The following is a 24,091-nucleotide window of genomic DNA, read 5'->3' on the forward strand; positions in this document are numbered from 1 at the left end:
ACATGGAGTCTCCTCAGGCCGGCCGGGGCAGGACCGGAATCCTGCCGCTCGTGGCGGAGTCCGGGCCGAGTTCGGTGATTGGCCCGCTTCCGGCGAAGTTCGGCAAAGCCGATCGGTTGCGCCAAGACCACCGTCGCCCTGCCGGGGCCGGTTCCTCCACCGAGACGCCGAAGTCCGTCGCGATGCCCGCCAGGCCGTTCGCATAGCCCTGGCCGACCGCGCGGGCCTTCCAGACGCCGTTGCGCAGATAGATCTCCACGACCACGAGAGCCGTCTCCGCGCCGAGCTGCGGGGGCGTGAAGGTGCCCAGGACGCTGTTGTCGTCCGCGTTGCGGATCGTGGCCGTGGGTTCGATGCCCTGGAAGCTCTGGCCGGCCGCGTCCGGGCTGGCGGTGACGACGATCTTCTCGATGCCCGGCGGGACGGCGCCGGTGTCGACGGTGATCGCGTCGGGTGCCGTACCGCCGCCTGAGCGGTAGGTCACGCCGGGGCCCGTCGGCTGGTTGTAGAAGATGAAGTCGTCGTCGGAGCGCACCTTGCCGTCGCCCGTGAGCAGCAGGCCCGATACGTCGAGCCGCACCGGGGCGGCGACGTCCACCGTCACGCGCGCGGCGGAGAGAGGGATGTTCGAGCCGGGGGTCATAGCTGTCATGACTCGTGAACGACCGAGACCATTTTGCCGTTCCCTTACCAAGCGACCAATTGGCCAAGCCTTGGAAGTACCGGCCCGAACCCCTTCGATTCCCTAGGGAATCACCACGATCTTCCGGCCCACACCCGCCGCGAACTGCTCCAGCGCCTGCGGATACCGCTCCAGCTCGATCCGGTCGCTGATGAAGATCTCCGGGTCGAGGACCCCGTTCGCGAACAGCTCCGCCGCCCGCTCGAAGCTGTGCAGCACGGCCATGGAGCCGGTGATGGTGATCTCCTGGTTGTAGATGCGGTACGGGTCGATCGACACCCGGGTCGCGTAGTCGGCCACCCCGAACTGGAGGAACGTGCCCGCCTTCGCCACCCGGTCCAGGCCGTCCTGGATCGCCGCCGCGTTGCCGGTCGCGTCGACGACGAGGTCCCAGCCCTGCGGCCGGTCCAGCTCGTCCGCGTTCGCCGCGGAACCGGAGACACCGAGCGTGCGGGCGGTCTCCAGGCGGGCCGGGTTCAGGTCCACGATGTCGACGCTCGCCGCGCCGGTGCGCTTGGCCAGCTCCAGCATCATCAGGCCCATGGTCCCGGAGCCGTAGATCAGGACGTGCGCGCCGAGGCGGGACTTGAGGACGTCGTAGCCGCGCACCGCGCAGGAGAGCGGTTCGACGAGGGCCGCGTCCTCGGTGCGCACGTGCTCGGGCAGCTTCACGCAGTTCGCCACCGGGGCCACCGCGAACTGGGCCGCGCCGCCCGCCGTGGTGACGCCGATCGCGGCCCAGCGTTCGCAGAGGTTGTTGTGGCCGTTGCGGCACTGCCGGCACTCGTAGCAGTAGAGAGACGGGTCCACGGCCACCTGGTCGCCGACCGAGACCTCGGTGACCTGGGTGCCGACCGCGACGATCTCGCCGGCGAACTCGTGGCCCGGCACGATCGGCAGCTTGGGCGCGAACTCGCCCTGGAGGATGTGCAGATCGGTGCCGCAGAGGCCGCACGCGGCGACCTCGACGACGACCTCGCGCGGGCCCGGCGTCGGGTCCGGGACCTCGGTGACGACGGCGCGGCCCACGGACTCGATGACGGCGGCCTTCATTTCACGGCTCCCAAGGAGAGGCCCTGGACCAGTTTGTCCTGGGCGGCGAACCCCGCGGCGAGCACCGGCAGGGAGATGACGAGCGACGCGGCGCACACCTTCGCCAGGAACAGGCCCTGGCTGGTGATGAAGCCGGTCAGGAACACGGGCGCGGTCTCCGCCACCACTCCGGTGAGCACGCGGGCGAACAGCAGCTCGTTCCAGCTGAAGATGAAGCAGATGAGAGCTGTCGCGGCGATACCCGGGAGGGAGATCGGCGCCACCACGCGCGCGAGGATGGTCGGCAGCCGGGCGCCGTCGATCTGCGCCGCCTCGATGACGGCGACCGGGACCTCGGCGAGGAAGGACTGCATCATCCACACCGCGATCGGCAGGTTCATGGAGGTGTAGAGGATGACCAGGAGCCAGATGTTGTCGAGCATCCCGGCGTTCTTGGCGAACAGGTAGATCGGCAGCAGGCCGGCCACCACGGGGAGCATCTTCGTGGACAGGAAGAAGAACAGGACGTTGGTCCACTTCTTCACCGGGCGGATCGACAGCGCGTAGGCCGCCGGGAACGCCAGCAGCAGCACGAAGACCGTCGAGGCCACCGATGCGACCAGCGAGTTGACCAGCGCGGGCCAGGGGCTCGCGCCGCCGCCCGTGCCGAAGAACTCCCGGTAGCCGCTCAGGGTGAGGGCGGCCCCGAAGGACGGCGGGTTGGTCGCCGCGTCCGTCTCCGAGTGGAAGGACGTCAGCGCCATCCAGGCGATGGGCAGGAAGAACACGATGCCGAGCAGCCAGGCCACCAGGCCGAGGCCCGCTCCCTTGCGGCGGGCACGCACGCGTACGGCGACACTGCTCATGCGTGGGACGCCTCCTCACGGAACAGGGACGACACGACGCGCAGGGCGAAGGTCGCGATGATGATCGAGCCGATGACGACCAGGACGCCGGCCGCCGAGGCGAGGCCGTTCTCGTGGGCCTGGTAGAAGCTCTGGTAGACGGTGTACGGAAGGTTGGCGGTGCCCAGGCCGCCCGACGTGATCGTGAAGACCGCGTCGAAGTTCTGGACGATGTAGATCGAGCCCAGCAGACCGCCGAGTTCGAGATAGCGGCGCAGGTGCGGGAGGGTCAGATAGCGGAAGACCTGCCAGTCGTTCGCGCCGTCCACCTTCGCGGCCTCGATCTGCTGCTGGTCGCGGCTCTGCAGCCCGGCCAGCAGGATCAGCATCATGAACGGCGTCCACTGCCACACGAGCGATGCCTCTACGGCGAGCAGCGGGGTGTTGGAGATCCAGTCCGGCTGCGGCCCGCCCACATAGTGCAACAGCCCATTGAACAGGCCGTATTCAGGGTTGTAGAGCACATGCTTCCAGAGCAGGGCCGCGGCCACCGGCACCACCAGGAACGGGGCGATCAGCAGCGTGCGGACGAAGCCCCGGCCCTTGAACTTCCGGTCCAGGAGCAGCGCGAGCAGCAGGCCCAGGACCAGGCTGGCCAGCACCACCGCCACGGTGAGCAGGATGGTCGTCCACACCGAGTGGCGCAGGTCGGCGTCGGTCAGGACCTGCTGGTAGTTGTCGACGCCGGTGAAGTGCCGGGCCTTCGGGTAGAGCGCGTTCCAGTCGAAGAAGGAGATCACCAGCGTGGCCACGAACGGGAGTTGGGTCACGACGATCATGAAGATCAGGGCGGGGAGCAGGGGGGCGCGGGTGGCCCAGGCGCGCAGCTTGTCCGAGGGCTGTCGCGCGGTGCGGGTCGGAGTGGCGGCCAGAGGGGCCGTTGTCGTGGCGGTCATCGTCCCTCGTACTCCTTGGAGATCTTCTCGGCGAGTTTCTGGGACTTCTTCAGGGCCGAGTCGACGGACTGCCGTCCGGCGATGGCCGAACTGATCTCCTGGGAGACCTTCGTGCCGAGGTCGGTGAACTCGGGGATGTCGACGAACTGGATGCCGGGCGCGGGCCGCGGCTGCACGCCGGGGTCGTTGGGCTTGGCGCCCTCGATGGCCGCCTTCGTCATCTCCTGGAAGGCGGCGGCCTCCTTGACGTAGTCCGGGTTCGTGTACGTCGAGGCGCGCTTCCCGGCCGGCACGTTGGCCCAGCCGTCCTTCTCGCCGACCAGCTGCTCGTACTGCTTGCTGGACGCCCAGGACACGAACTTCCAGGCCTTGTCGGAGTTGTGGGACGCCTTCTGGATGCCCCACGCCCAGGTGTAGAGCCAGCCGGAGGAATCGGTCTTCTCGACGGGGGCCGGGACGTAGCCGATCTTGCCCTTCACCGGGGAGCCCTTGGCCTCCAGCGAGCCCGCCGCCGAGGTGGCGTCGTACCACATGGCGACCTTGCTCTGGGTGATGTTGTTCAGGCACTCGGCGAAGCCGGACTGGGCCGCGCCGGACTCGCCGTGCTTGCGGACGAGGTCGACATAGAACTTCGTCGCCTGCTCGAACGCGGGGGAGTCGAGCTGCGCCTTCCAGTTCTTGTCGAACCAGGTGCCGCCGAAGGTGTTCACGACGGTGGTCAGCGGCGCCATCAGCTCGCCCCAGCCGGGCAGCCCGCGCAGACAGATGCCCTTCATGCCCGGCTTCGCGCCGTCGACCGCGGCTGCTATGTCGGCCACCTGGGTCCAGGTCGGGTGCGCGGGCATGGTGAGGCCCTTCTCGGCGAGCACGTCCTTGCGGTACATCAGGAAGGACGACTCGCCGTAGAACGGCTGCCCGTAGAGCTTGCCGTCGTCGGCGGTCAGGGACTCGCGCATCGGCTTGAGGATGTCCTGCTCGTCGTAGGCCGGGTCCTTCGCCACGTACGAGTCCATCTCGTGCAGCCAGCCGTTGCGGGCGTAGATCGGGATCTCGTAGTTGGAGAGGGTCGCGACGTCGTACTGGCCGGCCTGGTTGGCGAAGTCCTGGCTGATCTTGTCGCGGACGTCGTTCTCGGGCAGCACCGTGAAGTTGACCTTGATGCCGGTCTCCTTCGTGAAGTTCGGTGCCAGCTTCTGGAGTTCGGTCATCTGGGGGTTGTTGACCATCAGGACGTTGACCGAGTTGCCGCCTGATCCGGCGCCGCCCGCTCCGACCCAGCAGCCGGAGAGCAGCGGGGCGAGCAGCGTCCCTACGGCGGCCAGGGCGAGCGTGGCTCGCGGCGGCCGTCGTCGGCTCTGGGTTCGCATGGATCGCTCCTGCACGTATGGGGAGAAAAGGGGTGCGCTCGGGAACGGCACACCCCTGGTGGGTGAGTTGGGATTTCAAACGGCGTGCCGCGCACTCGGGGTGCGCTAGACGCGGATGACCTGTGGCCCCAGCAACGAGTAGCGGTGGGCTTCGGCCGACGGGAGCAGCGTGCTCGTGACGATCGTCTCCAGGGCGCCGATCTCGGCGAACCGGCAGAAGCTGACCGCCCCGAACTTGGTGTGCACACCCGCGAACACGGTGCGCCGGGAGGCGCGGATGGCCTGTGCCTTGACCTCGCTGACGGCGGGGTCGGGCGTGGTCAGGCCGTGTTCACGGGAGATGCCGTTGGCGCCGATGTAGGCGAGGTCGAGGACGAAACCGGCGAGCATCTTCGTCGTCCAGTGGTCCACGGTGGCGAGGGTGCCGTGCCGGACCCGGCCGCCGAGCAGCAGTACCGAGGTGTTCTCCGACTCGGCGAGCACGCCCGCCACGGGCAGGGACGCGGTGACCACGGTCAGCGGCCGGTCCCTGGGCAGCGCCTCGGCGATGAGCTGTGGGGTGAAGCCCTCGTCGACGAAGACGGTCTCGGCGTCCCCGACCAGCTCGGCCGCGGCGGCCGCGATCCGGCGCTTCTCGGGGACATGGCTGGTGGCGCGGAAGGCGAGCGTCGTCTCGAAACCGGCGCTCTCCACGGGGTAGGCACCGCCATGGGTCCTGCGGACCAGCCCGTGGTCCTCCAGGGCGCGCAGATCGCGTCGTACGGTCTCCTTGGCCACGCCCAGCTCGGCGGCGAGCGCGGTGACGTCGACCGCGCCGGTGCGGCGCGCGGTCCGCACGATCTCCCGCTGACGTTCCTCCGCCGAACTCGTGCTCATGGCCGACACCGCCTTCCCGCTCACCTGGAGAACTGCCCGTTCGGGCCCGGTGCGACCCTTGGGGGAAGTTCTACAGCGGGTGCGCGGCACTGACCAGGCCTGTTGCACGCCCGATGCTGCCCGTGTGTGACCGTTTACCGCGCGGTGTGCCCGTCGCGGACCTGCACGGCTGTCCGCCGGGGCGTGGGATCGGGCAGCGTCCGTGCCCGAACACGGCTGCGGGCGGGCCCGTTCGGTGCCCGCCCGCAGCCCTGGACTTCCATTTCCGGTCAGTGCGACCGATGCCGATACGTCTCTGCCGTCTGTACGGCTCCGCTGTCAGTACGGCCAGATCGGCGGGTCGTTCACGAAGTGGCCGCCCAGGTAGGCGTGGGCCTTGACGTCCGGCTGGAGCTCGCCCTGTTCCGCGACGATCTTCTCGGCGTACGGCTCGGAGTCGTCCCGCGGCTCGTAACCGAGCGCCCGCGCGGTCGACAGGTCCCACCACAGGCGGGTGTTGGCGGAGGAGCCGTAGACGACGGTGTGCTGGACGTCCTCGGCGGTCAGGGCCGCGTGGAAGAGGCGGGCGCCGTCGGCGGGGCTCATCCAGACCGACAGCATGCGCACGCTGCTGGGCTCGGGGAAGCAGGAGCCGATGCGGACGGAGACGGTCTCCAGGCCGTGCTTGTCCCAGTAGAGCTGCGCCAGGTCCTCGCCGAAGGACTTCGACAGGCCGTAGAAGGTGTCGGGGCGGTGCGGGGTGTCGATCGGGATGAGCGCGCTCGGATCGAGGGGTGTGTCGCCCTGGGGCCTCGGCGTGTAACCCACCGCGTGGTTGGAGGAGGCGAAGACGACGCGGGGGACGCCCTCCTCGCGGGCGGCCTCGTAGAGGTTGTACGTGCCCTCGATGTTCGACTTCAGGATCTTGTCGAAGGAGGCTTCCAGGGAGATGCCCGCGAGATGGATGATCGCGTCGACGCCCCGCACGGCCTCGCGGAGCGCCGCCCGGTCGGAGAGGTCGGCGGTGATCGCGTCCGGCTCGCCCTCGATGGGGCGCAGATCCAGCAGCCGCAGCTCGTAGCCGTAGGCGGGGAGCAGGTCCCGCATCAGGGTGCCGAGTCCGCCTGCGGCGCCGGTGAGCAGAACGGTGCGGGGAGCGGGCATCCTCGGTCTCCTTGGGTGGGCGGTCTCATCCATGGACTGCATTCACATGCATGGACAAGCTAGGTATCCGTCACCATGCTCGTCAAGTGTGGCGCGGACCTGCGAAATCCGCTTCCTTCTTGCTCATTTGCTGGCTTGACCCATCCTGAGGCAGCTCCTTAGGGTGGCATCGTTCAGAAATGTAGACGTGGATCAGAAGAACGCACGCGCCTGTTCAAGGGAGAGCCCGTGACGCCTGCCCCTCTCGCCGCCCGGCTCAGTATCCCCAGCGGGCCGCTCTTCTTCCCCGTCACCGCCTACGGCCCCGACGGCTCCGTCGATCTCGACGTCTACCGCGCGCATGTCCGCCGGGGCGTCGAGGCCGGGGCCGCCGCCGTGTTCGCGTGCTGCGGCACCGGGGAGTTCCACGCGCTGCTGCCCGAGGAGTTCGAGGCGTGCGTACGGGCCGCCGTGGAGGCGACCGGGGGCCGGGTGCCGGTTATCGCGGGCGCGGGCTACGGCACCGCGCTCGCCGTACGGTACGCACGGCTCGCGGAGGCCGCCGGGGCGGACGGGCTGCTCGCCATGCCGCCGTACCTCGTGGTCGCCGGGCAGGAGGGACTGCTCCGCCACTACCGGGAGGTGGCCGCGGCGACCGCGCTGCCCGTCATCGTCTACCAGCGCGACAACGCCGTGTTCACCCCCGCCACGGTGGTCGAACTCGCCCGCACCGAGGGCATCATCGGCTTCAAGGACGGCCTCGGCGACCTCGACCTGATGCAGCGGATCGTGAGCACCGTACGGGCCGAAGTCCCGGGCGACTTCCTGTACTTCAACGGACTGCCGACCGCCGAACAGACCCAGCTCGCCTACCGGGGCATCGGCATCACCCTCTACTCCTCCGCCGTGTTCTGCTTCGTCCCCGAGATCGCGCTCGCCTTCCACCAAGCGCTCGCGACCGGCGACGACACCACGGCGAACCGTCTCCTGGACGGCTTCTACCTGCCGTTCGTCGAACTGCGCGCCCAGGGACGCGGTTACGCCGTCTCGCTCGTCAAGGCGGGTGTGCGCATGCGGGGGCTGGACGTCGGCGAGGTCCGCCCGCCGCTGACCGAACCGACCGAGGACCATGTCAAACAGCTGGCCCAACTCATCGAGCGCGGCTACACGTTGATCGAGTCACAGATCGAGTCGGCGATGGAGCCGGCGATGGAGGAGGGCGCGTGAAGGCATCGGCTTTCGTCTACCCCTGGGACGTCAACGGCGACCCGGAGGCGGGCGGCAGGATCGCCGGACTCGGCGTCCAGCAGGCGACCCTCGCCTCCGCGTATCACTCCACGCGCGCGCTGACCCCCCGCCACCCGCGTCACCGCATCGTCACCGCCGAGCACGCGGCCGTCCTGTATCCGCCGGACGACCGTTGGCAGGGGCGGGAGTTGAGGCCGTACCCGGCGGGCGACTGGGCGCCGGGCGACGCCTTCGGTGAGGCCGCCGCCGCCCTCGCGGACGCGGGCCTGGAGGTGCACACCTGGGTCGTGCTCGCCCACAACTCCCGCCTGGGCGCCGACCATCCGGACACCTCGGTGGTCAACGCCTACGGCGACCGCTACCCCTGGGCACCCTGTATCGCGCAGCCCGCCACGCGCGCGTACCTCGTCGACCTCGCCGCCGAGGCAGCCGTACGCCCCGGCGCGCGCGGCACCGAACTGGAGTCCCTCGGCTGGTACGGCCTCACCCATCTGCACGCCCACGACAAGACCGCCGGCATCGGCCTCGGGGACGCCGGCCAGTATTTGATGGCCCTGTGCTTCTGCCCGACCTGTCGGGAGGGTTACGGCGAACAGGGCCTCGACGCCGAGGAGTTGGCGGCGACGGTACGCACCGCGCTGGAACCGGTGTGGCAGGGCGCGCCCTCCGACGGCGGCTGGGCGGGGGTCGAGAAACTCCTCGGCGACGCGAACGCGACGGCCACACGCGCGTGGCGCGACGACCGGGCCCGCACCCTCCAGGAGACGGCGGTCGCGGCGGTCCGGGCGGCCGCACCCGCCGGCTTCCAGGTCCTGCTCCACGCGGACCCGGTGTCGTACCACTGCGGCGCCAACGCGGGCGTGGACCCCGGGCACATCCTGTCCGTGGCCGACGGCGTGGTCGTCCCCTGCGCGGGCGGCACGGGCCTGCTGACGCCGTTCGCCGAACAGGGCGTGAGCGGGGTCGTGTTGGCCGCCAACTTCACGGTGGTCTCCGGGATGGGCGGACGGCCGGGGGCGCTGGCGGCGGACGCGGCGCGGGCTCGGGACCTCGGGGCCACGGAACTGCGGCTGTATCACGCGGGGTTGGCGTCGGAGGGGGACCTGGTGGAGGTGCGGGAGGCGTTGGGCGGGCTCTGAGGCGGGGACGTGTCCAGCAGCGCCAAGGCCGCGCCCGTCGCGAGCAACGCCACTCCGATCAGCACCAACAGCACCCGGTAGTCGGCCAGTTCGACCAGCGCCGCCCCCGCCCCCAGCCCGATCACGTTCGGCGTGAAGATCAGGGTGTTGGCGGTGGCGGTCGCGCGGCCGAGCAGCGGGCCCGGCAACTCGGCCTGCACAGCGGTGAACGCGGCGATCAGTACGCACGGCAGCCCCAGTCCGATCGCCGCGCTGCACGCCAGGACCACCGGGTCGGACGGCACCGCCCGCGCGGCCACCGCGACCGCCATGAGGGCGATCCCGGCCGCCCCGAACCGACGCGCGCCGAGCCGTCGTAGAGCAGGTCCGGAGACGAGGCCGACCGCCACCGAGCCGGCGCCCTGGGCCACGTACAGCACGCCGGTGTACGCCGGGGTGTGCCCCAGGGCGTCGACGATCGCGTAGATCGTGCTGCTGCTCAAGGACGCGAGGAACATCGTGGCCCCGCCCGCCAGGACCAGCGGGCGCAGCAGGGGGTGCCGCCACAACTCGCGTACGCCTTCGGCGGTTTGGGTCCGCCAGGTACCGGCGGGGCGTTCGGGCCGCTCCTCGTGGGCACGGATGAGCAGCCACAGGCCGGCCGCCAGCACGAACGTGACCGCGTCCAGAGCGGCCACCGCGGACCCGCCGAACGCGGCGTACAGGCCGGCGCCCGTCAGCGGCGCCACGAGCTTCATGCCCTCGACGGCGGTCATCCGCAGCCCGTTGAAGTCGCCGAGGAGGTCCCGGTCGACGACGGTGGCGAGGAGGGCCGACTCGGCGGGGTCCTGGACGACGATGGTGGTGCCGTAGACGAACAAGACCGTGAAGAGGAGCCACAGGCCGGCGCGGGAGTGGACGGCGAAGAGGGTGAGGAGGAGGGCGGCGAGGCCGAGGTTCGTCCTGATCAGCAGGGGTTTGCGGCGAACGCGGTCGGCGATCGTGCCGAGGGCCGGGCCGAACAGGGTCGGGGCCCAGATCGCGAACACGCAGAGCGCGGCCAGGCCGTTCGAGCCGGTGAGGTCCTTCACCCACACGCCGGCTGCCAGGTTCATCGCGGACGAGCCGAAGGCGGACACCACCAGGCCCGTGAAATACAGCCCCGCATTGCGGTCCCGCAGGATGCGCGTCACCGTCCAGTTTGTCGTCATGCCTGGTCATCGTGGGTCTAAGGCGGGGGAGACGGCATCGGGCAGGTGCCGTAGAAAGGTGAGGCGGCGGGGGAGCGGCGGGGGCCCGCGATGAGTTTCGGGGCCGCCGTCGGTCTACCTCAAGAGCGGAGTCCAATCCCCTTTCGGCCCCCTCTCGACGCCCTTTCGATCACTGAGGAGATTCGCATGACCGACGACACGATCCTCGACCTCGGCCCGCAGACCCGGGTCATCGCGCGGCTCGCCGAGGGGGTGACCGACGAGCAGCTGGCGGCCGGGACGCCGTGTCCCGAACTCGCCGTACGCAATCTGATGGGGCACGTGCTCGGGCTGTCCGTCGCCTTCCGCGACGCGGCGCGCAAGGACCTGGGCGTCACGACCGACTCCAACCCGGGCGGCGCCGCCGCCCCGAACCTCGGCCCCGCCTGGCGCGAGGAACTCCCCAAGGTTCTCGACGAGTTGGCGGAGGCCTGGCGCGATCCGGCCGCCTGGACCGGCATGACCCGCGCGGGTGGCGTCGACCTCCCCGGCGCGGTCGCCGCAGCCGTCGCCGCCGACGAACTGGTCATCCACGGCTGGGACTTGGCGGTGGCCACCGGCCGGCCCTACGAGCCCGACCCAGCCGCGCTCCAGGCGTCGTACGGCTTCCTGCTCGCGGCCACGGAGGACCCGACCCGCGGGGGTGGCATCTTCGGGCCGGTGGTGCCGGTGGCGGAGCAAGCGCCGTTGCTGGAAAGGGCGTTGGGGCTCAGTGGACGGGACCCGGGCTGGAAGCCGTAGCAGCGTCCGGCGAGCGCTCAGACGTGAATCGGGAAGGACGCCTGGAACGCCAGGCGTTCGTCGGCCCCGTCACCGATGCGGGCGAGAACCTCGTCGAGCGCGAGGAACTCCTCCCACACCGCCCTGCCCGTCGCTTCGGTCAGCCGGGCCACGACGAGATCCTCCAGTTCGGGAACGCGCTTGTTCTTCCAGATCTTGTCGGCGAGGCTCACCAGGAGGTCCTCCGGACCGACAGGTGACCGCGCCCACGATGCGTGCGTCGCGGCGAAGCGGGCCAACTCCGGGCTGACGCCGTGCCCGAGCAGGAGGGTCTGCCCCGCCTTCTCGTGCGCGGCCCCTGGCCCGGAGAGCTCGGAGACGTGCACCGTCTTGCCCACGTCGTGCGTCGCCGCCCCGAAGAGCACCGCATCGCGGTCGAAGACCACGTCCGGGTAGCGCTGTTCCACCCAGACGACCAGCTGATGCGCGACGTCATGGACGGCTCGCAGGTGAGCCGCCAGCCGCGGCGGGCTGCCCAGCTCCGACAGAAGCTCGACGACCCGATCCGGCAGGGGGAGCAGAGGGGGGTCGACGGTGCCGCTCATCGCCTTCGACAGGAGAGCGTCGGTCATCACCGCGTCAGGGTACTGACCGCGCTTCGTCCTGTGGATCCCCGTAGACCACCCGGAGGCCGGGCGCCACGGAACGCCCTGAACTGTGAGTGCCCCGGGTCCCGGAACCGTACTCTTCCCCACCATGCCTCTCAGTCTGACCGTCCTCGGCACCGCCTCCCCGCATCCGCGCCCCGGCCGCCCCTGCTCCGGGTACCTGCTGCGCGGCGGCGGCGCCGAGGTGTGGCTGGACGCGGGGACCGGGACGTTCGCGGAATTGCAGCGGCACACGGATCCGGCGCGGCTCACCGCGATCTGGATCTCGCATCTGCACGCCGACCACAGCGCCGATCTCCTCGCGGCGGCCTACGCGTTCGCGTTCGGCGGGATGACCCCGGCCGCGCCGATCCCGGTCTACGCCCCGCAGGCCTGCGCCAGCCGGCTCGCCGGCTTCTTCGGGCAGCCCGACGTACGGTTCCTGAGCGGCGTCTTCGACTTCCGCCCGCTCTACGACGGCCACGCCGTCCGGCACTGGAACCTCCGGCTCACCGCGCGCGCCGTCGTCCACGACATCGAGGCGTACGGGCTGCGCGCCGAGTGCCAGGGGAGCGTGCTCGGGTACTCCGGGGACAGCGGACCCTGCGAGGCACTCTCCGAACTCGCGGGCGGCGCCGACGTGTTCCTCTGCGAGGCCGACATCGACCGGCATCGCGAAGGCGAACGCCAGGTCCACCTCACGCCCGAGGACGCCGGCGCCTGCGCGAAGGGCGCGCGCGAACTCCTCATCACCCACGTGGGACCCACCCTCACCAGGGAAGCGGCCCTGGAGCGTGCCGCCGCGATCTTTCCCGGCCGCACTTCCGCCGCACTGGAAGGCGTCACCAAGACCATGTGAAGCGCTTTCTGCTTCCTTTGTCAGAAGCATTGACGAAACACAGGGCCGCTCCTACCTTCAACGCGTCGTACTTCGTACGTCATATATGAGACGCCATATGTGAGATCCGAGAGGCGCGCATGACCTCTGTGCCCACGCCGATCCCCTCCCGCACGCAGTACGTGCAGGAGGAGATCAAACGCCGCATCCTCACCGGGCAGTTGACGCCGGGTCAGCCACTGGTCGAGACCGACCTCGCCGCACAGTTCGGGGTGTCCAAGACCCCGGTGCGCGAGGCGCTCAAGACCCTGGCCGGCACCGGGCTCGTCGTGATGAACCAGTACAAGGGCGTCACGGTGCGCATGGTGGACGCGGACATGGCGCGCGAGGTGTACGACGTACGGCTGCTCCTGGAGCCGGAAGCGCTACGGCGTGCCGTACGACGCCACGCCTCCCTCGACGACGCCCGCGAGGCGCTGACCCGCGCCGACGAGGCCACCGACACCGCCGAACGCTCCCTCGCCAACCGGGAGTTCCACCGCGCCCTGTACCTGCCGTGCGGCAACCCGCTGCTCGGCCGGATGCTCGACGAGGTCCGCGACCAGGCCGCCCTCGTCTCCGCCGTCGCCTGGGCCGCCTCGCCCTCCTGGGAGCGGGAGGCCGGCGAACACCGGGAGATCCTGCGGCTCGCCCTCGACGGCGACGCGGACGGCGCGGCCACCGCGCTGCACGCCCACATCGCGTCGTTCGTCCAACGGGCCTTCCCCGGCACCGAGTTGGAGACCCATGGACGGGACACCCGCGGACGGGACACCCACGGACCGGACACCCACGGAGAGGACGGTCGGGCATGACGGCGAGGTTCGAGGCCCAACGCACCGCCCTGGCCGACGTGGTGGCGATCCCGGTGACCCCGTTCGCCGAGGACGGCGGCGTCGACCAGGACACCCACCGGGCCCTGCTGCGCCGACTGCTCGACGGCGGGGTCAGGATCCTGACGCCCAACGGGAACACCGGCGAGTTCTACGCCCTGACTCCCCAAGAGCGGCGACTCGTCACGGAGTTGACCATCGACGAGGCGGGCGAACGCGCCGCGATCCTCGTCGGCGTCGGCCACGACGTGCCCACCGCCGTCCAATCCGCCCTGCACGCCCGCGAGTCGGGCGCCCAGATGGTGATGGTCCATCAGCCCGTGCATCCGTACGTCTCGCAGGACGGCTGGGTCGACTACCACCGCGCCATCGCCGAGGCCGTGCCCGACCTGGGCGTCGTCCCGTACATCCGCAACGCCCAGCTCCTCGGCGCACGCCTCGCCGAACTCGCCGACGACTGCCCGAACGTCATCGGCGTCAAGTACGCAGTCCCGGACGCGGCCCGCTTCGCCGCCTTCGCCCGGGACGCGGGCCTCGAACGCTTCGTGTGGGTGGCCGGTCTGGCCGAACCGTACGCGCCCTCCTACTTCTCGGCGGGCGCCACCGGCTTCACCTCAGGACTCGTGAACGTCGCCCCGTCCGTTTCGCTGAACATGATCGAAGCGCTTCGATCAGGGGACTATCCGGGGGCGATGAAGGTATGGGAACAGATCCGCCGATTTGAGGAACTAAGGGCTTCGAACGGCTCGGCGAACAACGTCACGATCGTCAAGGAAGCGCTTGCGTCCCTCGGCCTGTGCCGCCGCGAGGTCCGACCGCCGAGCAGGCCCCTGCCCGAGAGCGAGCGCGCCGAGGTCGCCGCGATAGCCACCGGATGGTCCGTATGAAGGCACCGGAAGAGCTCAGAAGCCACCAGTGGTACGGCACCGACGGGCTGCGCTCCTTCAGCCACCGGGCCCGCACCCGCCAACTCGGCTACCTCCCCGAGGAACACCTCGGCAAGCCCGTCATCGCGATCCTCAACACCTGGTCCGACATCAACCCGTGTCATGTGCACCTCCGCGAGCGCGCCCAGGCGGTCAAGCGGGGCGTGTGGCAGGCCGGCGGCTTCCCGCTCGAATTCCCGGTCTCCACGCTCAGCGAGACCTTCCAGAAGCCGACCCCGATGCTCTACCGCAACCTCCTCGCGATGGAGACCGAGGAGCTGCTGCGGTCGTACCCCGTGGACGGTGCCGTGCTGATGGGCGGCTGCGACAAATCGACCCCCGCGCTCCTCATGGGCGCCGCGAGCGTCGACCTGCCGACCGTCTTCGTCCCCGCCGGGCCGATGCTGCCGGGCCACTGGCGCAACGAGATCCTCGGCTCCGGCACCGACATGTGGAAGTACTGGGACGACAAGCGCGCCGGGCTGATCGGCGAGTGCGAGATGACGGAGCTGGAGAGCGGCCTCGCGCGGTCGCCCGGGCACTGCATGACCATGGGGACGGCGTCCACGCTGACGGCCGCCGCCGAGGCGCTCGGGGTGACCGTACCGGGCGCGTCGAGCATCCCCGCCGTGGACTCGGGGCACGATCGGATGGCCGCGCAATCCGGCATGAGGATCGTTGAACAAGTCCACCAGGGGCGTGTTCTCTCGTCGATCCTCACCCAGGACGCCTTCGAGGACGCCGTCACCACCGTCCTCGGCCTCGGCGGCTCCACCAACGCCGTGATCCACCTGATCGCCATGGCCGGCCGCGCGGGCGTCCACCTCACACTCGACGACTTCGACCGCATCGCCCGCACGGTCCCGGTCCTGGCGAACGTACGGCCCGGCGGACGGACGTACCTCATGGAGGACTTCCACTTCGCCGGCGGCCTCCCCGGCTTCCTCTCCCGGATCACGGACCTGCTCCACCTGGACCGGCCGACGGTCTCGTACGACACCCTGCGCGAGCAGTTGGCCGGCGCGCGGGTGCACAACGACGACGTCATACGACCCCGCGACAACCCGGTCGCGCACGAGGGCGGGGTCGCCGTCCTGCGCGGCAACCTCTGCCCGGACGGTGCCGTCATCAAGCACATCGCCGCCGCACCGCACCTGCTCAAGCACACCGGCCCCGCGGTCGTCTTCGACGACTACCGGACCATGCAACGCACCATCAACGACCCGGAGTTGGGCATCACCGCCGACAGCGTGCTGGTGCTGCGCAACGCGGGACCCAAGGGCGGCCCCGGCATGCCCGAGTACGGCATGCTCCCGCTCCCCGACCACCTCCTCAAGCAGGGCGTCCGGGACCTGGTCCGGATCTCCGACGCCCGGATGAGCGGGACGAGTTACGGCACCTGCGTGCTGCACATCGCGCCCGAGTCGTACGTCGGGGGACCGCTGGCGCTCGTCCGGACCGGGGACACCATCACCCTGGACGTCGAGGCGCGCACCCTCCAACTCAACGTGGACGACGAGGAGTTGGAGCGACGCCGGGCGGAGTGGACACCGCCGCCCGCACGGTACGAGCGCGGCTACGGCGCGCTCTACAACGACCAGATCACCCAGGCGGACACCGGCTGCGACTTCGAGTTCCTGGCCCGGCCGGGCAAGGTGCCTGATCCGTATGCCGGTTGAGCACCCTTCGCACGCCCGTTTCCCGTGCCCGTCGAGCAAGCGCTTCCTGTACCGAGCCTCCTGTACCGAGCTTCCGCACTGAGCGTCCTGTACTGAACGGAGAACAGTCATGGCCCAAGCCGCAGCCGTGGCGAAACCGCCCGCGCCACCCCGGCGGCGCCGTGCCTCCGCGACCCCGCGCAGGCTCCCGTACCTGCTGATCGCCCCGGCGGCCCTGCTCATGCTGGGCTTCATCGCTTACCCGGTGATCAGCGTCTTCTACTACAGCCTCCAGAACTACAACCCCACCAAACCATGGCGCAACGGCTTCGCGGGCCTCGACAACTTCACCCACGCCTTCACCAACGACCCGCAGTTCTGGGACACGTTGACGTTCAGCGCCAAGTGGGTCGTCGTGGAGGTGGGCCTCCAACTGCTCTTCGGACTCGCACTCGCCCTCATCGTCAACCAGACCTTCGTGGGCCGGTCCATCGGCCGCGCGCTGGTGTTCTCCCCGTGGGCCGTGTCGGGCGTACTGACCTCCGCGATCTGGGTACTGCTCTACAACTCCCAGACAGGCGTGACCCGTTACCTCGCCGACATGGGCATCGGCCAGTACGGCACGAGTTGGCTGTCCGACCCCTCAACCGTCTTCTCCGCAGCCGTAGTCGCGGACCTCTGGCGAGGCGTCCCGTTCTTCGCGATCCTCATCCTCGCCGACCTCCAGTCCGTGTCGAAGGACCTCTACGAGGCCGCCGAGGTCGACGGTGCCAGCCGCTTCCAGCAGTTCCGGAACATCACCCTGCCGCACCTCAAGGACGCGATCGTGCTGTCCACACTGCTGCGCGCGGTGTGGGAGTTCAACAACGTCGACCTCCTCTACACCCTGACCGGCGGCGGCCCGGCCGGCGAGACGACCACGCTGCCGCTCTACGTCGCCAACACCAGCGTCGAGGGCCACAACTTCGGCTACGCGTCGGCCCTCACCACGGTCGCCTTCGTGATCCTGCTCTTCTTCTCGATCATCTATCTGCGGCTGAGCAAGTTCGGAGGCGGCGACAAGTGATCACCGAGATCGCTCCGGCCCGCGAGCGGGAGTCCGCCGCGCCGCAGCAGCCGCGCAAGGTCCGCCGCGCCTGGGACGAGGTCCCGCGCTGGCAGATCTACCTCCCCCTGGGGATCTACCTCGTCTTCACCCTGATCCCCTTCTACTGGATCCTGCTCTTCGCGTTCCGCCCGGCCGGCTCGACCTCCCTGGTCCCCTGGCCGATGACCCTCGACCACTTCCAGAAGGTGTGGACCGAGCGCAGCTTCGGCGTCTACTTCCAGAACAGCGTCTACGTCGGTGTCGCGACCCTGATCCTCACCACGGTCGTCGCCCTGGCCGGCGGCTACGCGCTCGCCCGCTTCGAGTTCAGGATCAAGCGCGCGTTCATGCTGGCCCTCCTCTGCTCCCAATTCGTGCCGGGCGCCCTCCTGTTGGTCCCGCTGTTCCAGATCTTCGCCAAGCTCCAGATGATCAACTCGCTGGGCAGCGTCATCCTCGCGGAGACCGTCTTCCAGCTGCCGCTGTCGATGATCCTCATCAGCGGCTTCATCCGGAACGTCCCGCAGTCCCTGGAAGAGGCCGCCTGGGTCGACGGCTGCAACCGCTTCGCCGCGTTCCGCATCGTCGTCCTCCCGCTGCTGCGGCCCGGGCTGATCGCCGTCGGCTCCTTCGCCTTCGTGCACGCCTGGAACCACTTCCTGTTCGCCCTGATGTTCCTGTCCGACCAGAGCAAGCAGACGATCCCGGTCGGCCTCAACACCCTGATGAGCGCGGACAGCGTCGACCTCGGCGCACTCGCCGCGGGCGGCATCGTCGCGGCGATACCGGTGGTGATCGTGTTCGCCTTCATCCAGAAGTGGCTGATCACCGGGTTCAGCGCGGGGGCGGTGAAGGGATGAGGCAACCGCTTACCCTGCTGGCGAAGATCGTCGACGCAGGGAGAATCCCATGACATCCAACACCGGTCCTACGACCGCCACCACGCCCGCTGCTACGACCGACACCGCGCCCGTCGCCATGCCCGTCCCGGTCGTCCTCGCGGGCGCCCGCGGTCACGGCCGCTGGCACGTCGAGAACATCCGCCGGCTCCAGGACAAGGGGCTCGTACGCCTCGCCGGAATCTGCGAGCTGACACCGCTGACCGAGGAGGAGTTCGGGGGCGAACTCCCCGCGCAGTCACCGGACTTCGGCGCCCTCCTCGACTCCACCGGTGCCCAGGTCGCGGTGATCTGCACCCCGATCCCGACCCACACGGACCTCGCCCTGGCCGCCGCGCGGCGAGGCGTGCACCTGCTGCTGGAGAAGCCGCCCGCGCCCTCGTACGCCGAGTTCCGCCGGATGGCCGACGGGGTCGCCGCGGCCGGGGTGGTCTGCCAGATCGGGTTCCAGTCGCTGGGCTCGCACGCCGTGCCCGGGATCCGCGGGCTGATCGAGAAGGGCGCGATCGGCACGGTGACCGGGGTCGGCGGGGCCGGTGCCTGGGCCCGCGACGAGGCGTACTACCGGCGCGCCCCCTGGGCGGGCAAGCGGCGCCTGAACGGCGTCGACGTGATCGACGGCGCGCTCACCAACCCCCTCGCGCACGCGGTCGCCACCGCCCTCGCCCTGAACGACACGACCCGCGCCGAGGACGTCGTCCGTATCGAGACCGAACTCCTGCGGGCCAACGACATCGAGTCCGACGACACCTCCTGCGTCCGCGTCACCACCGTCCAGGGCCGCCCGGTCACCGTCGCCGTGACCCTGTGCGCCGAACACCCCGGCGAGCCCTATGTGTTGGTGCACGGCAGCCAGGGCCGGATCACCTACTGGTACAAGCAGGACCGCGTCCTGCTCCAGCGGGCGGGCCACGGCCCGGAGGAGTTCGAGTACGGCAGCACGGACCTGCTGGAGAACCTGGTCGCCCATCTCACCGACGGCGACGCGCTGTTGGCCGAACCGGACGCGACAGGCGCCTTCATGAAGGTCGTCGAAGCGATCCGTCAGGCCCCCGACCCGGCCCAACTCCCCGCCGACGCCTGGCACTTGATCCCCACCGAGAACCGCCGGGTCGTCCCCGGCATCGACGCACTGGTCACGGCGGCGGCCGACACCCTCGCCCTCTACTCCGAGCTGGGCGCCTCCTGGGCCCCACCGAAAGAGGTGAGCACCTGATGATCACCCATGACACGCCGGTGCTGCGCGTCGCGGGCCGCCCGGTCGCCCGGTACGTCACCCGGCCCGAGCTGCCCGACCGGCTCTCCCCGCGCCCGTATCTGCACCCCGTCACCACCCTGGCCGGCACGGCGGTCACCGAACTCAGCCCCGTCGACCACACCCACCACCTCGGCGTCGGTGTCGCCGTTCCCGACGTCGAGGGGCACAACTTCTGGGGCGGCCGCACCTACGTCCGTGACCAGGGCCCCACGGAACTGGACAACCATGGCGCCCAGCGCCACTCCACGTTCCAGCTCCGCGACCCCGACGGCTTCGTGGAGGAACTGCGCTGGGTCGCCTCCGGCGCCGAGCTGCTCCGCGAACGCCGTACGGTCGCCGCCACCGAACTCACCGACACCGCCTGGGCGTTGGACTTCACCTTCTCCCTCACTAATGTGACGCCCGGCCCCCTCTCGATCGGCAGCCCCGCCACCAACGGCCGCCCCGGAGCCGCGTACGGCGGCTTCTTCTGGCGGGCCCGCAAGGAGGCGGAGACCCCGCGTGTCTTCACCGCCGACCACGAGGGCGAACCGGAGGTCCACGGCACCCGCGCCGACTGGCTCGCGCTCGCCGGCACCGGCTGGACGCTCGTCTTCGCCGGCGCCACGGACCGCTCCCGCCGCGATCCGTGGTTCGTCCGCACCGCCGAATACCCGGGCGTGGGCGCGTCGTTGGCCTCGGACGAGCGGCTGCCGATAGCGCCCGGCGACACGGCCGTACGACGGATCGTCACCGTCGTCGCCGACGGCGGCCTGGACCGGGCCGAGGCCGCGGCGCTCGTGCGGAAGGCGGTCAGCCAGTGACGCACGAGACGTACACGAACCCCGTCCTGAACGCCGACTGGTCCGACCCGGACGTCATCCGTGTCGGCGACGACTTCTATCTCACCGCGTCCAGCTTCGGCCGCGTACCTGGCCTCCCGCTGCTGCACTCCCGCGACCTGGTCAACTGGACCCTGGTCGGCCACGCTCTCCAACGCCTCGAACCGGCAAGGGAGTTCAGGACCCCACGCCACGACGGCGGCGTGTGGGCACCGGCGTTGAGGTACCACGACGAACGCTTCTGGATCTTCTGGGGCGACCCCGACCAGGGCATCTTCCAGGTCAACGCCCCCGAGATACGCGGCCCTTGGACCCGCCCGCACCTCCTCAAGGAGGGCAAGGGCCTGATCGACCCGTGCCCCTTGTGGGACGACGAAAATGACGACGAGGCCTACCTCGTCCACGCCTGGGCCAAGTCCCGCGCGGGCATCAAGAACCGCCTCACCGGCCACCGTATGCACCCCGACGGCACGACCCTGCTCGACGACGGCAAGGTGATCGTCGACGCGGACCGCATCCCCGGCTGGTTCACCCTGGAGGGCCCCAAACTCCACCAGCACGACGGCTGGTTCTGGATCCTCGCCCCCGCAGGGGGAGTTGAGACCGGCTGGCAGGGCGCGCTCCGCTCACGCGGCTTCTTCGGACCGTACGAGGAGAAGGTCGTCCTGGAACAGGGGGACACCGACGTCAACGGCCCGCACCAGGGCGCCTGGGTGCGCACCCCGTCCGGCGAGGACTGGTTCCTGCACTTCCAACAGCGCGGCGCCTACGGCCGGTTGGTCCACCTCCAGCCGATGCGCTGGGACGACGAGGGCTGGCCGGTCATCGGCGACGCGGGCACCCCCGTAGCCGTACACCGGAAACCGGACCTCCCGCCGCAGCGGCCCGCCGCACCCGCCACCGACGACGACTTCCCCGGCGGACGGTACGGCCGCCAGTGGCAGTGGACGGCGAACCCGCAGGACGGCTGGGCCACCCACCACTCGGGCGACGGCCTACGACTGACCTGCGCCCGGACGGCCGACGCGCATGACCTGCGCAAACTCCCGAACCTCCTCACCCAGCGCCTGCCCGGTACGCCCGTCGCGGTCGAGGTCGAACTGCGGCTGCACAGTGAGGAGTTGGGAGCGCGCGCCGGGCTCGCCGTGCTCGGCGACGCGTACAGCTGGATCGGGCTGGAGCGGGGCGCGGACGGCCGGGTGATGTTCGTCCACCGCTTCGCCGAGGCCGTCGCCGAGAGGGAACGGGACGCGGGGGAGCCGTGCCTGGCCCCCGAGGGCCGGGTCCGCCTCCGCATCGAGATCGGCGCGGGCGCACGGTGCCGTTTCTTCCACGACGTCGGGGACGGGCCGCGGCCGAGCGGCCAGGTCTTCGCCGCCACCCCCTGGCGCTGGGTCGGCGCCCTGCTCGGGCTGTTCGCGCTCGCGCCCGTCGGCACGGGACATGCCGGCGCGGCCGGTTTCACGCGGTTCCGGATCAGTTCTCTCTAACTCACCCTGCCCGTCCGCCTGTTGGGAGTCGCAATGACGCACCTCCGTGGCAAGCGCTTGCCCACCGCCCGCGAGGCCACCACACCGTCGTATCCACAAGAAGAGAGCCGCTCTATGAAGACCAGCATCCGCAGAAGCAGGCGTGCCGCCGTGGCCGTCGCCCTGGGCTCCGTGCTCGCGCTGACCGCCACCGCGTGCGGCGACGACGGCAGCGGCGCCGCGGGGGACAAGGGCGACGAGGGGTCCGGCAAGGGCACGATCACCTTCTGGGACAACAACGGCGGTGTCCGCACCGACATCTGGAAGCAGATCATCGCGGACTTCGAGAAGAAGAACCCCGACATCAAGGTCAAGTACGTCGGGATACCGGCCGCGAGCGCCCAGTCCAAGTACGACACCGCGATCCAGGGCGGCGGGCTGCCCGACGTCGGCGGTGTGGGGACCGCGGTGCTCGCCGAGGTGGCGGTGCAGGGGGCGCTGGAGCCGTTGGACAGCCGGCTCAAGTCCAGTTCCCTGAACGGCAAGTTGAGCCAGAACCTGCTCGACGTCAGTAAGAGCGCGGGGGGAGGGGACACGCTGTACCAGATTCCGACGTCCGCCAACAACGGCACGTTGTGGTACCGCACCGACCTGTTCAAGGCGGCCGGTCTGGACGCGCCGACGACCTGGTCGAAGTTCTACGCCGCCGCCGACAAACTCACCGACAAGGCGAAGAACAAGTTCGGTTTCACCATTCGTGGTGGCGAGGGGTCCATCGCGCCGGCGCTCGACGCGGTGTACGGGCAGACCGGGATCACGTCTTTCTGGAACGGCGACAAGACGACCGTCAACGACCCCAAGAACGTTGCCGCGTTGGCGAAGTACATCAGCCTGTTCAAGAAGGACACTCCGTCCGCCGACCTCAACAACGACTTCACGAAGATGGTCGCGCAGTGGGACAGCGGCACGATCGGAATGCTGAGTCACAACCTCGGGTCCTATCAGGACCACTTGAAAGCTCTGGGCGTGGACAAGTTCAAGGGCATTCCCAATCCGACGCAGGACGACGGTACGCGGGTGCAGATCTCCAACCCCGTTGACGGGCTGAGTCTGTTCAAGTCCAGCAAGAACAAGGAAGCGGCCTGGAAGTTCATCGAGTTCGCGGTGTCCGCGGCGGAGAACTCGAAGTACAACGAGTCCGCCGGGCAGGTCCCCGCCAACACGGATGCGGCGAGTGCGGCGTGGATTCAGAAGTCCGAGCCCACGCAGTTGGCGGCGGCTGCGTTGAACGGGGCCTCCACGAAGATTGTGCAGCTGCCGTATTACCTGCCGGACTGGAACACGATCTCCAAGGCGGACAACGAGCCGAACTTCCAGAAGCTGTTGCTGGGGAAGATGACGGCGAAGGAGTTCCTGGACACGTTGGCCGACCAGTTGAACAAGGCTCAGGCTGATTGGAAGCAGAACCACTGAACTGGGTGGTTTCGGTTTGTGGGGGACTGCGGGCCGTGTGTGGCTGGTCGCGCAGTTCCCCGCGCCCCTAACAACCGGAAGGTGAACCAATCGTGTCCCTTACCCGCAGGCAAGTCGCGTTAGGTGCTCTCGCTGCTGTTCCGTTACGTGGTGGCGGTGTTCGACGGGACCGCACTCTCTACATCGCCGGAGATTCCACCGCGGCCCAGAAGTACTCGACCGAAGCTCCGGAAACGGGATGGGGAATGGCCCTCCCCTTCTTTCTGCGGAAGGAGGTGAAGGTCTCCAACCAAGCCGTGAACGGGCGGAGTTCGAAGAGCTTCGTCGACGAGGGGCGGCTGGACGTGATCCTCGCTGCCATCCGGCCCGGCGATCTCCTCCTCGTCCAGTTCGCGCACAACGACGAGAAGACCGCCGATCCCACTCGCTACACCGAGCCCTGGACGACCTACCAGGACTATCTGCGGCTCTACATCGAAGGGGCCCGGGCTCATGGCGCCCGGCCCGTGCTCGTCACCCCCGTCGAGCGGCGCAGGTTCGACGTCGACGGCAACGCGCTGCCGACGCACGGTGATTACCCGGCGGCGATGCGTGCGCTCGCTCGGCAGGAGCGCGTCGCGTTGCTCGACGTCGAGGCGTTGTCGCTGGCGCTGTGGCAGCGGCTCGGGGTGGAGGAGACGAAGGTCTACTTCAACTGGACCGACACCGAGCAGGACAACACGCACTTCAATCCGCCCGGTGCGATAGCCGTGGCGCGGCTGGTGGCGCGGGAGTTGCTGCGCTCCCGGGTGCTCGCGCCGCGTGACGTCGTCCGGTTGCGCGACGACATTCCCACGTCCTGGATCACCTGGCCCGAGGCGACGGACGCCTCGGTCCTCTGAGCAAGGAGACCCGCACAGTGCGTATATCTATGTGTCATGCACGCGT

The 24,091-nt window shown here is 69.7% G+C and carries 22 protein-coding genes and 1 pseudogene; 14 read left to right on the forward strand and 9 right to left on the reverse strand.

Translation table 11 applies throughout. From position 1 onward, the window contains the following. Window positions 1-139 precede the first annotated feature (139 nt). The 7 genes and pseudogenes from ACNFOC_RS10585 to ACNFOC_RS10615 form a co-directional block, all read right to left on the reverse strand. A pseudogene (locus ACNFOC_RS10585) lies at window positions 140-643 on the reverse strand (TerD family protein); the annotation flags it as partial. 102 nt (window positions 644-745) lie between these two features. Then, on the reverse strand, window positions 746-1,735 hold the full coding sequence (locus ACNFOC_RS10590) for a zinc-dependent alcohol dehydrogenase family protein (protein WP_416958832.1): 990 nt from the start codon (window positions 1,733-1,735) through the stop codon (window positions 746-748). Beyond that, window positions 1,732-2,580, reverse strand: a complete 849-nt coding sequence (locus tag ACNFOC_RS10595; protein WP_406128132.1) for a carbohydrate ABC transporter permease — start codon at window positions 2,578-2,580, stop codon at window positions 1,732-1,734. The genes ACNFOC_RS10590 and ACNFOC_RS10595 overlap by 4 nt, the downstream gene beginning before the upstream one ends. Then, entirely contained in the window at window positions 2,577-3,515 is a 939-nt protein-coding gene (locus ACNFOC_RS10600) for a carbohydrate ABC transporter permease (protein WP_416958833.1), read from the reverse strand. Before ACNFOC_RS10600 ends, ACNFOC_RS10595 begins: the two co-directional genes overlap by 4 nt. Continuing rightward, window positions 3,512-4,882, reverse strand: coding sequence for an ABC transporter substrate-binding protein (locus tag ACNFOC_RS10605; protein WP_416958834.1), 1,371 nt, complete (start codon window positions 4,880-4,882; stop codon window positions 3,512-3,514). The genes ACNFOC_RS10600 and ACNFOC_RS10605 overlap by 4 nt, the downstream gene beginning before the upstream one ends. Before the next feature lie 105 nt (window positions 4,883-4,987). Continuing rightward, window positions 4,988-5,758, reverse strand: coding sequence for a DeoR/GlpR family DNA-binding transcription regulator (locus tag ACNFOC_RS10610; RefSeq protein ID WP_416958835.1), 771 nt, complete (start codon window positions 5,756-5,758; stop codon window positions 4,988-4,990). Window positions 5,759-6,076: 318 nt separating this feature from the next. Beyond that, entirely contained in the window at window positions 6,077-6,901 is an 825-nt protein-coding gene (locus ACNFOC_RS10615) for an NAD-dependent epimerase/dehydratase family protein (RefSeq protein ID WP_416958836.1), read from the reverse strand. Between the two features lie 228 nt (window positions 6,902-7,129). On the opposite strand from ACNFOC_RS10615, the gene ACNFOC_RS10620 reads away from it, so the two are divergent. Further along, window positions 7,130-8,107: a 5-dehydro-4-deoxyglucarate dehydratase gene (locus ACNFOC_RS10620; protein WP_416958837.1), complete on the forward strand. Its 978-nt coding sequence runs from the start codon at window positions 7,130-7,132 to the stop codon at window positions 8,105-8,107. Beyond that, window positions 8,104-9,267 (forward strand): hypothetical protein, encoded by a 1,164-nt coding sequence (locus ACNFOC_RS10625; protein ID WP_416958838.1) that lies wholly within the window; start codon window positions 8,104-8,106, stop codon window positions 9,265-9,267. The genes ACNFOC_RS10620 and ACNFOC_RS10625 overlap by 4 nt, the downstream gene beginning before the upstream one ends. Here the strand turns inward: ACNFOC_RS10625 and ACNFOC_RS10630 are convergent. Then, on the reverse strand, window positions 9,204-10,457 hold the full coding sequence (locus ACNFOC_RS10630) for an MFS transporter (RefSeq protein WP_416958839.1): 1,254 nt from the start codon (window positions 10,455-10,457) through the stop codon (window positions 9,204-9,206). The two genes, ACNFOC_RS10625 and ACNFOC_RS10630, sit on opposite strands and share 64 nt — an antisense overlap. Window positions 10,458-10,643: 186 nt before the next feature. On the opposite strand from ACNFOC_RS10630, the gene ACNFOC_RS10635 reads away from it, so the two are divergent. Continuing rightward, entirely contained in the window at window positions 10,644-11,237 is a 594-nt protein-coding gene (locus ACNFOC_RS10635) for a TIGR03086 family metal-binding protein (protein WP_416958840.1), read from the forward strand. A 17-nt stretch (window positions 11,238-11,254) separates the two neighbouring features. On the opposite strand, the gene ACNFOC_RS10640 is transcribed toward ACNFOC_RS10635, so the two are convergent. Next, window positions 11,255-11,848, reverse strand: coding sequence for an HD domain-containing protein (locus tag ACNFOC_RS10640; RefSeq protein WP_416958841.1), 594 nt, complete (start codon window positions 11,846-11,848; stop codon window positions 11,255-11,257). A 124-nt stretch (window positions 11,849-11,972) separates the two neighbouring features. Here ACNFOC_RS10640 and ACNFOC_RS10645 point away from each other — a divergent pair, with 124 nt between their 5' ends. The 11 genes from ACNFOC_RS10645 to ACNFOC_RS10695 all read left to right on the forward strand — a co-directional run bounded on the left by ACNFOC_RS10645 (window position 11,973) and on the right by ACNFOC_RS10695 (window position 24,045). Then, window positions 11,973-12,722, forward strand: coding sequence for an MBL fold metallo-hydrolase (locus ACNFOC_RS10645; protein ID WP_416958842.1), 750 nt, complete (start codon window positions 11,973-11,975; stop codon window positions 12,720-12,722). Between the two features lie 119 nt (window positions 12,723-12,841). Then, window positions 12,842-13,555, forward strand: coding sequence for a GntR family transcriptional regulator (locus ACNFOC_RS10650; RefSeq protein ID WP_416958843.1), 714 nt, complete (start codon window positions 12,842-12,844; stop codon window positions 13,553-13,555). Continuing rightward, window positions 13,552-14,460: a dihydrodipicolinate synthase family protein gene (locus ACNFOC_RS10655; RefSeq protein WP_416958844.1), complete on the forward strand. Its 909-nt coding sequence runs from the start codon at window positions 13,552-13,554 to the stop codon at window positions 14,458-14,460. Before ACNFOC_RS10650 ends, ACNFOC_RS10655 begins: the two co-directional genes overlap by 4 nt. Next, window positions 14,448-16,178: an L-arabinonate dehydratase gene (gene araD / locus ACNFOC_RS10660; protein ID WP_416958845.1), complete on the forward strand. Its 1,731-nt coding sequence runs from the start codon at window positions 14,448-14,450 to the stop codon at window positions 16,176-16,178. Before ACNFOC_RS10655 ends, araD begins: the two co-directional genes overlap by 13 nt. Before the next feature lie 109 nt (window positions 16,179-16,287). Then, a complete protein-coding gene (locus tag ACNFOC_RS10665; RefSeq protein ID WP_416958846.1) occupies window positions 16,288-17,223 on the forward strand; it encodes a carbohydrate ABC transporter permease in 936 nt (311 codons plus the stop codon). Beyond that, window positions 17,220-18,104 (forward strand): carbohydrate ABC transporter permease, encoded by an 885-nt coding sequence (locus ACNFOC_RS10670; RefSeq protein WP_366494281.1) that lies wholly within the window; start codon window positions 17,220-17,222, stop codon window positions 18,102-18,104. The genes ACNFOC_RS10665 and ACNFOC_RS10670 overlap by 4 nt, the downstream gene beginning before the upstream one ends. A gap of 118 nt (window positions 18,105-18,222) precedes the next feature. Beyond that, the gene (locus ACNFOC_RS10675) at window positions 18,223-19,359 is read left to right on the forward strand and encodes a Gfo/Idh/MocA family protein (RefSeq protein WP_521985011.1); all 1,137 of its coding nucleotides are present in this window, start codon (window positions 18,223-18,225) and stop codon (window positions 19,357-19,359) included. Further along, a complete protein-coding gene (locus tag ACNFOC_RS10680) occupies window positions 19,359-20,204 on the forward strand; it encodes a DUF6807 domain-containing protein (protein ID WP_416958848.1) in 846 nt (281 codons plus the stop codon). Before ACNFOC_RS10675 ends, ACNFOC_RS10680 begins: the two co-directional genes overlap by 1 nt. After that, entirely contained in the window at window positions 20,201-21,712 is a 1,512-nt protein-coding gene (locus tag ACNFOC_RS10685; protein WP_416958849.1) for a glycoside hydrolase family 43 protein, read from the forward strand. Before ACNFOC_RS10680 ends, ACNFOC_RS10685 begins: the two co-directional genes overlap by 4 nt. A gap of 114 nt (window positions 21,713-21,826) precedes the next feature. Then, on the forward strand, window positions 21,827-23,164 hold the full coding sequence (locus tag ACNFOC_RS10690; RefSeq protein WP_416958850.1) for an ABC transporter substrate-binding protein: 1,338 nt from the start codon (window positions 21,827-21,829) through the stop codon (window positions 23,162-23,164). Window positions 23,165-23,256: 92 nt separating this feature from the next. Then, entirely contained in the window at window positions 23,257-24,045 is a 789-nt protein-coding gene (locus ACNFOC_RS10695; RefSeq protein ID WP_416958851.1) for a rhamnogalacturonan acetylesterase, read from the forward strand. Window positions 24,046-24,091 lie beyond the last annotated feature (46 nt).

Origin of the sequence: Streptomyces colwelliae, from assembly GCF_048158785.1 — a bacterium.
GTDB lineage: Bacteria > Actinomycetota > Actinomycetes > Streptomycetales > Streptomycetaceae > Streptomyces.

Coding starts and splice junctions, on each gene's coding strand:
- ACNFOC_RS10605 (WP_416958834.1), bottom strand. CDS start 4,882: ATGCGAACCCAGAGCCGACGACGGCCGCCGCGAGCCACGCTCGCCCTG.
- ACNFOC_RS10630 (WP_416958839.1), bottom strand. CDS start 10,457: ATGACGACAAACTGGACGGTGACGCGCATCCTGCGGGACCGCAATGCG.
- ACNFOC_RS10650 (WP_416958843.1), top strand. CDS start 12,842: ATGACCTCTGTGCCCACGCCGATCCCCTCCCGCACGCAGTACGTGCAG.
- ACNFOC_RS10645 (WP_416958842.1), top strand. CDS start 11,973: ATGCCTCTCAGTCTGACCGTCCTCGGCACCGCCTCCCCGCATCCGCGC.
- ACNFOC_RS10655 (WP_416958844.1), top strand. CDS start 13,552: ATGACGGCGAGGTTCGAGGCCCAACGCACCGCCCTGGCCGACGTGGTG.
- ACNFOC_RS10675 (WP_521985011.1), top strand. CDS start 18,223: ATGCCCGTCCCGGTCGTCCTCGCGGGCGCCCGCGGTCACGGCCGCTGG.
- araD (WP_416958845.1), top strand. CDS start 14,448: ATGGTCCGTATGAAGGCACCGGAAGAGCTCAGAAGCCACCAGTGGTAC.
- ACNFOC_RS10615 (WP_416958836.1), bottom strand. CDS start 6,901: ATGCCCGCTCCCCGCACCGTTCTGCTCACCGGCGCCGCAGGCGGACTC.
- ACNFOC_RS10690 (WP_416958850.1), top strand. CDS start 21,827: ATGAAGACCAGCATCCGCAGAAGCAGGCGTGCCGCCGTGGCCGTCGCC.
- ACNFOC_RS10635 (WP_416958840.1), top strand. CDS start 10,644: ATGACCGACGACACGATCCTCGACCTCGGCCCGCAGACCCGGGTCATC.
- ACNFOC_RS10665 (WP_416958846.1), top strand. CDS start 16,288: ATGGCCCAAGCCGCAGCCGTGGCGAAACCGCCCGCGCCACCCCGGCGG.
- ACNFOC_RS10600 (WP_416958833.1), bottom strand. CDS start 3,515: ATGACCGCCACGACAACGGCCCCTCTGGCCGCCACTCCGACCCGCACC.
- ACNFOC_RS10595 (WP_406128132.1), bottom strand. CDS start 2,580: ATGAGCAGTGTCGCCGTACGCGTGCGTGCCCGCCGCAAGGGAGCGGGC.
- ACNFOC_RS10590 (WP_416958832.1), bottom strand. CDS start 1,735: ATGAAGGCCGCCGTCATCGAGTCCGTGGGCCGCGCCGTCGTCACCGAG.
- ACNFOC_RS10610 (WP_416958835.1), bottom strand. CDS start 5,758: ATGAGCACGAGTTCGGCGGAGGAACGTCAGCGGGAGATCGTGCGGACC.
- ACNFOC_RS10640 (WP_416958841.1), bottom strand. CDS start 11,848: ATGACCGACGCTCTCCTGTCGAAGGCGATGAGCGGCACCGTCGACCCC.
- ACNFOC_RS10680 (WP_416958848.1), top strand. CDS start 19,359: ATGATCACCCATGACACGCCGGTGCTGCGCGTCGCGGGCCGCCCGGTC.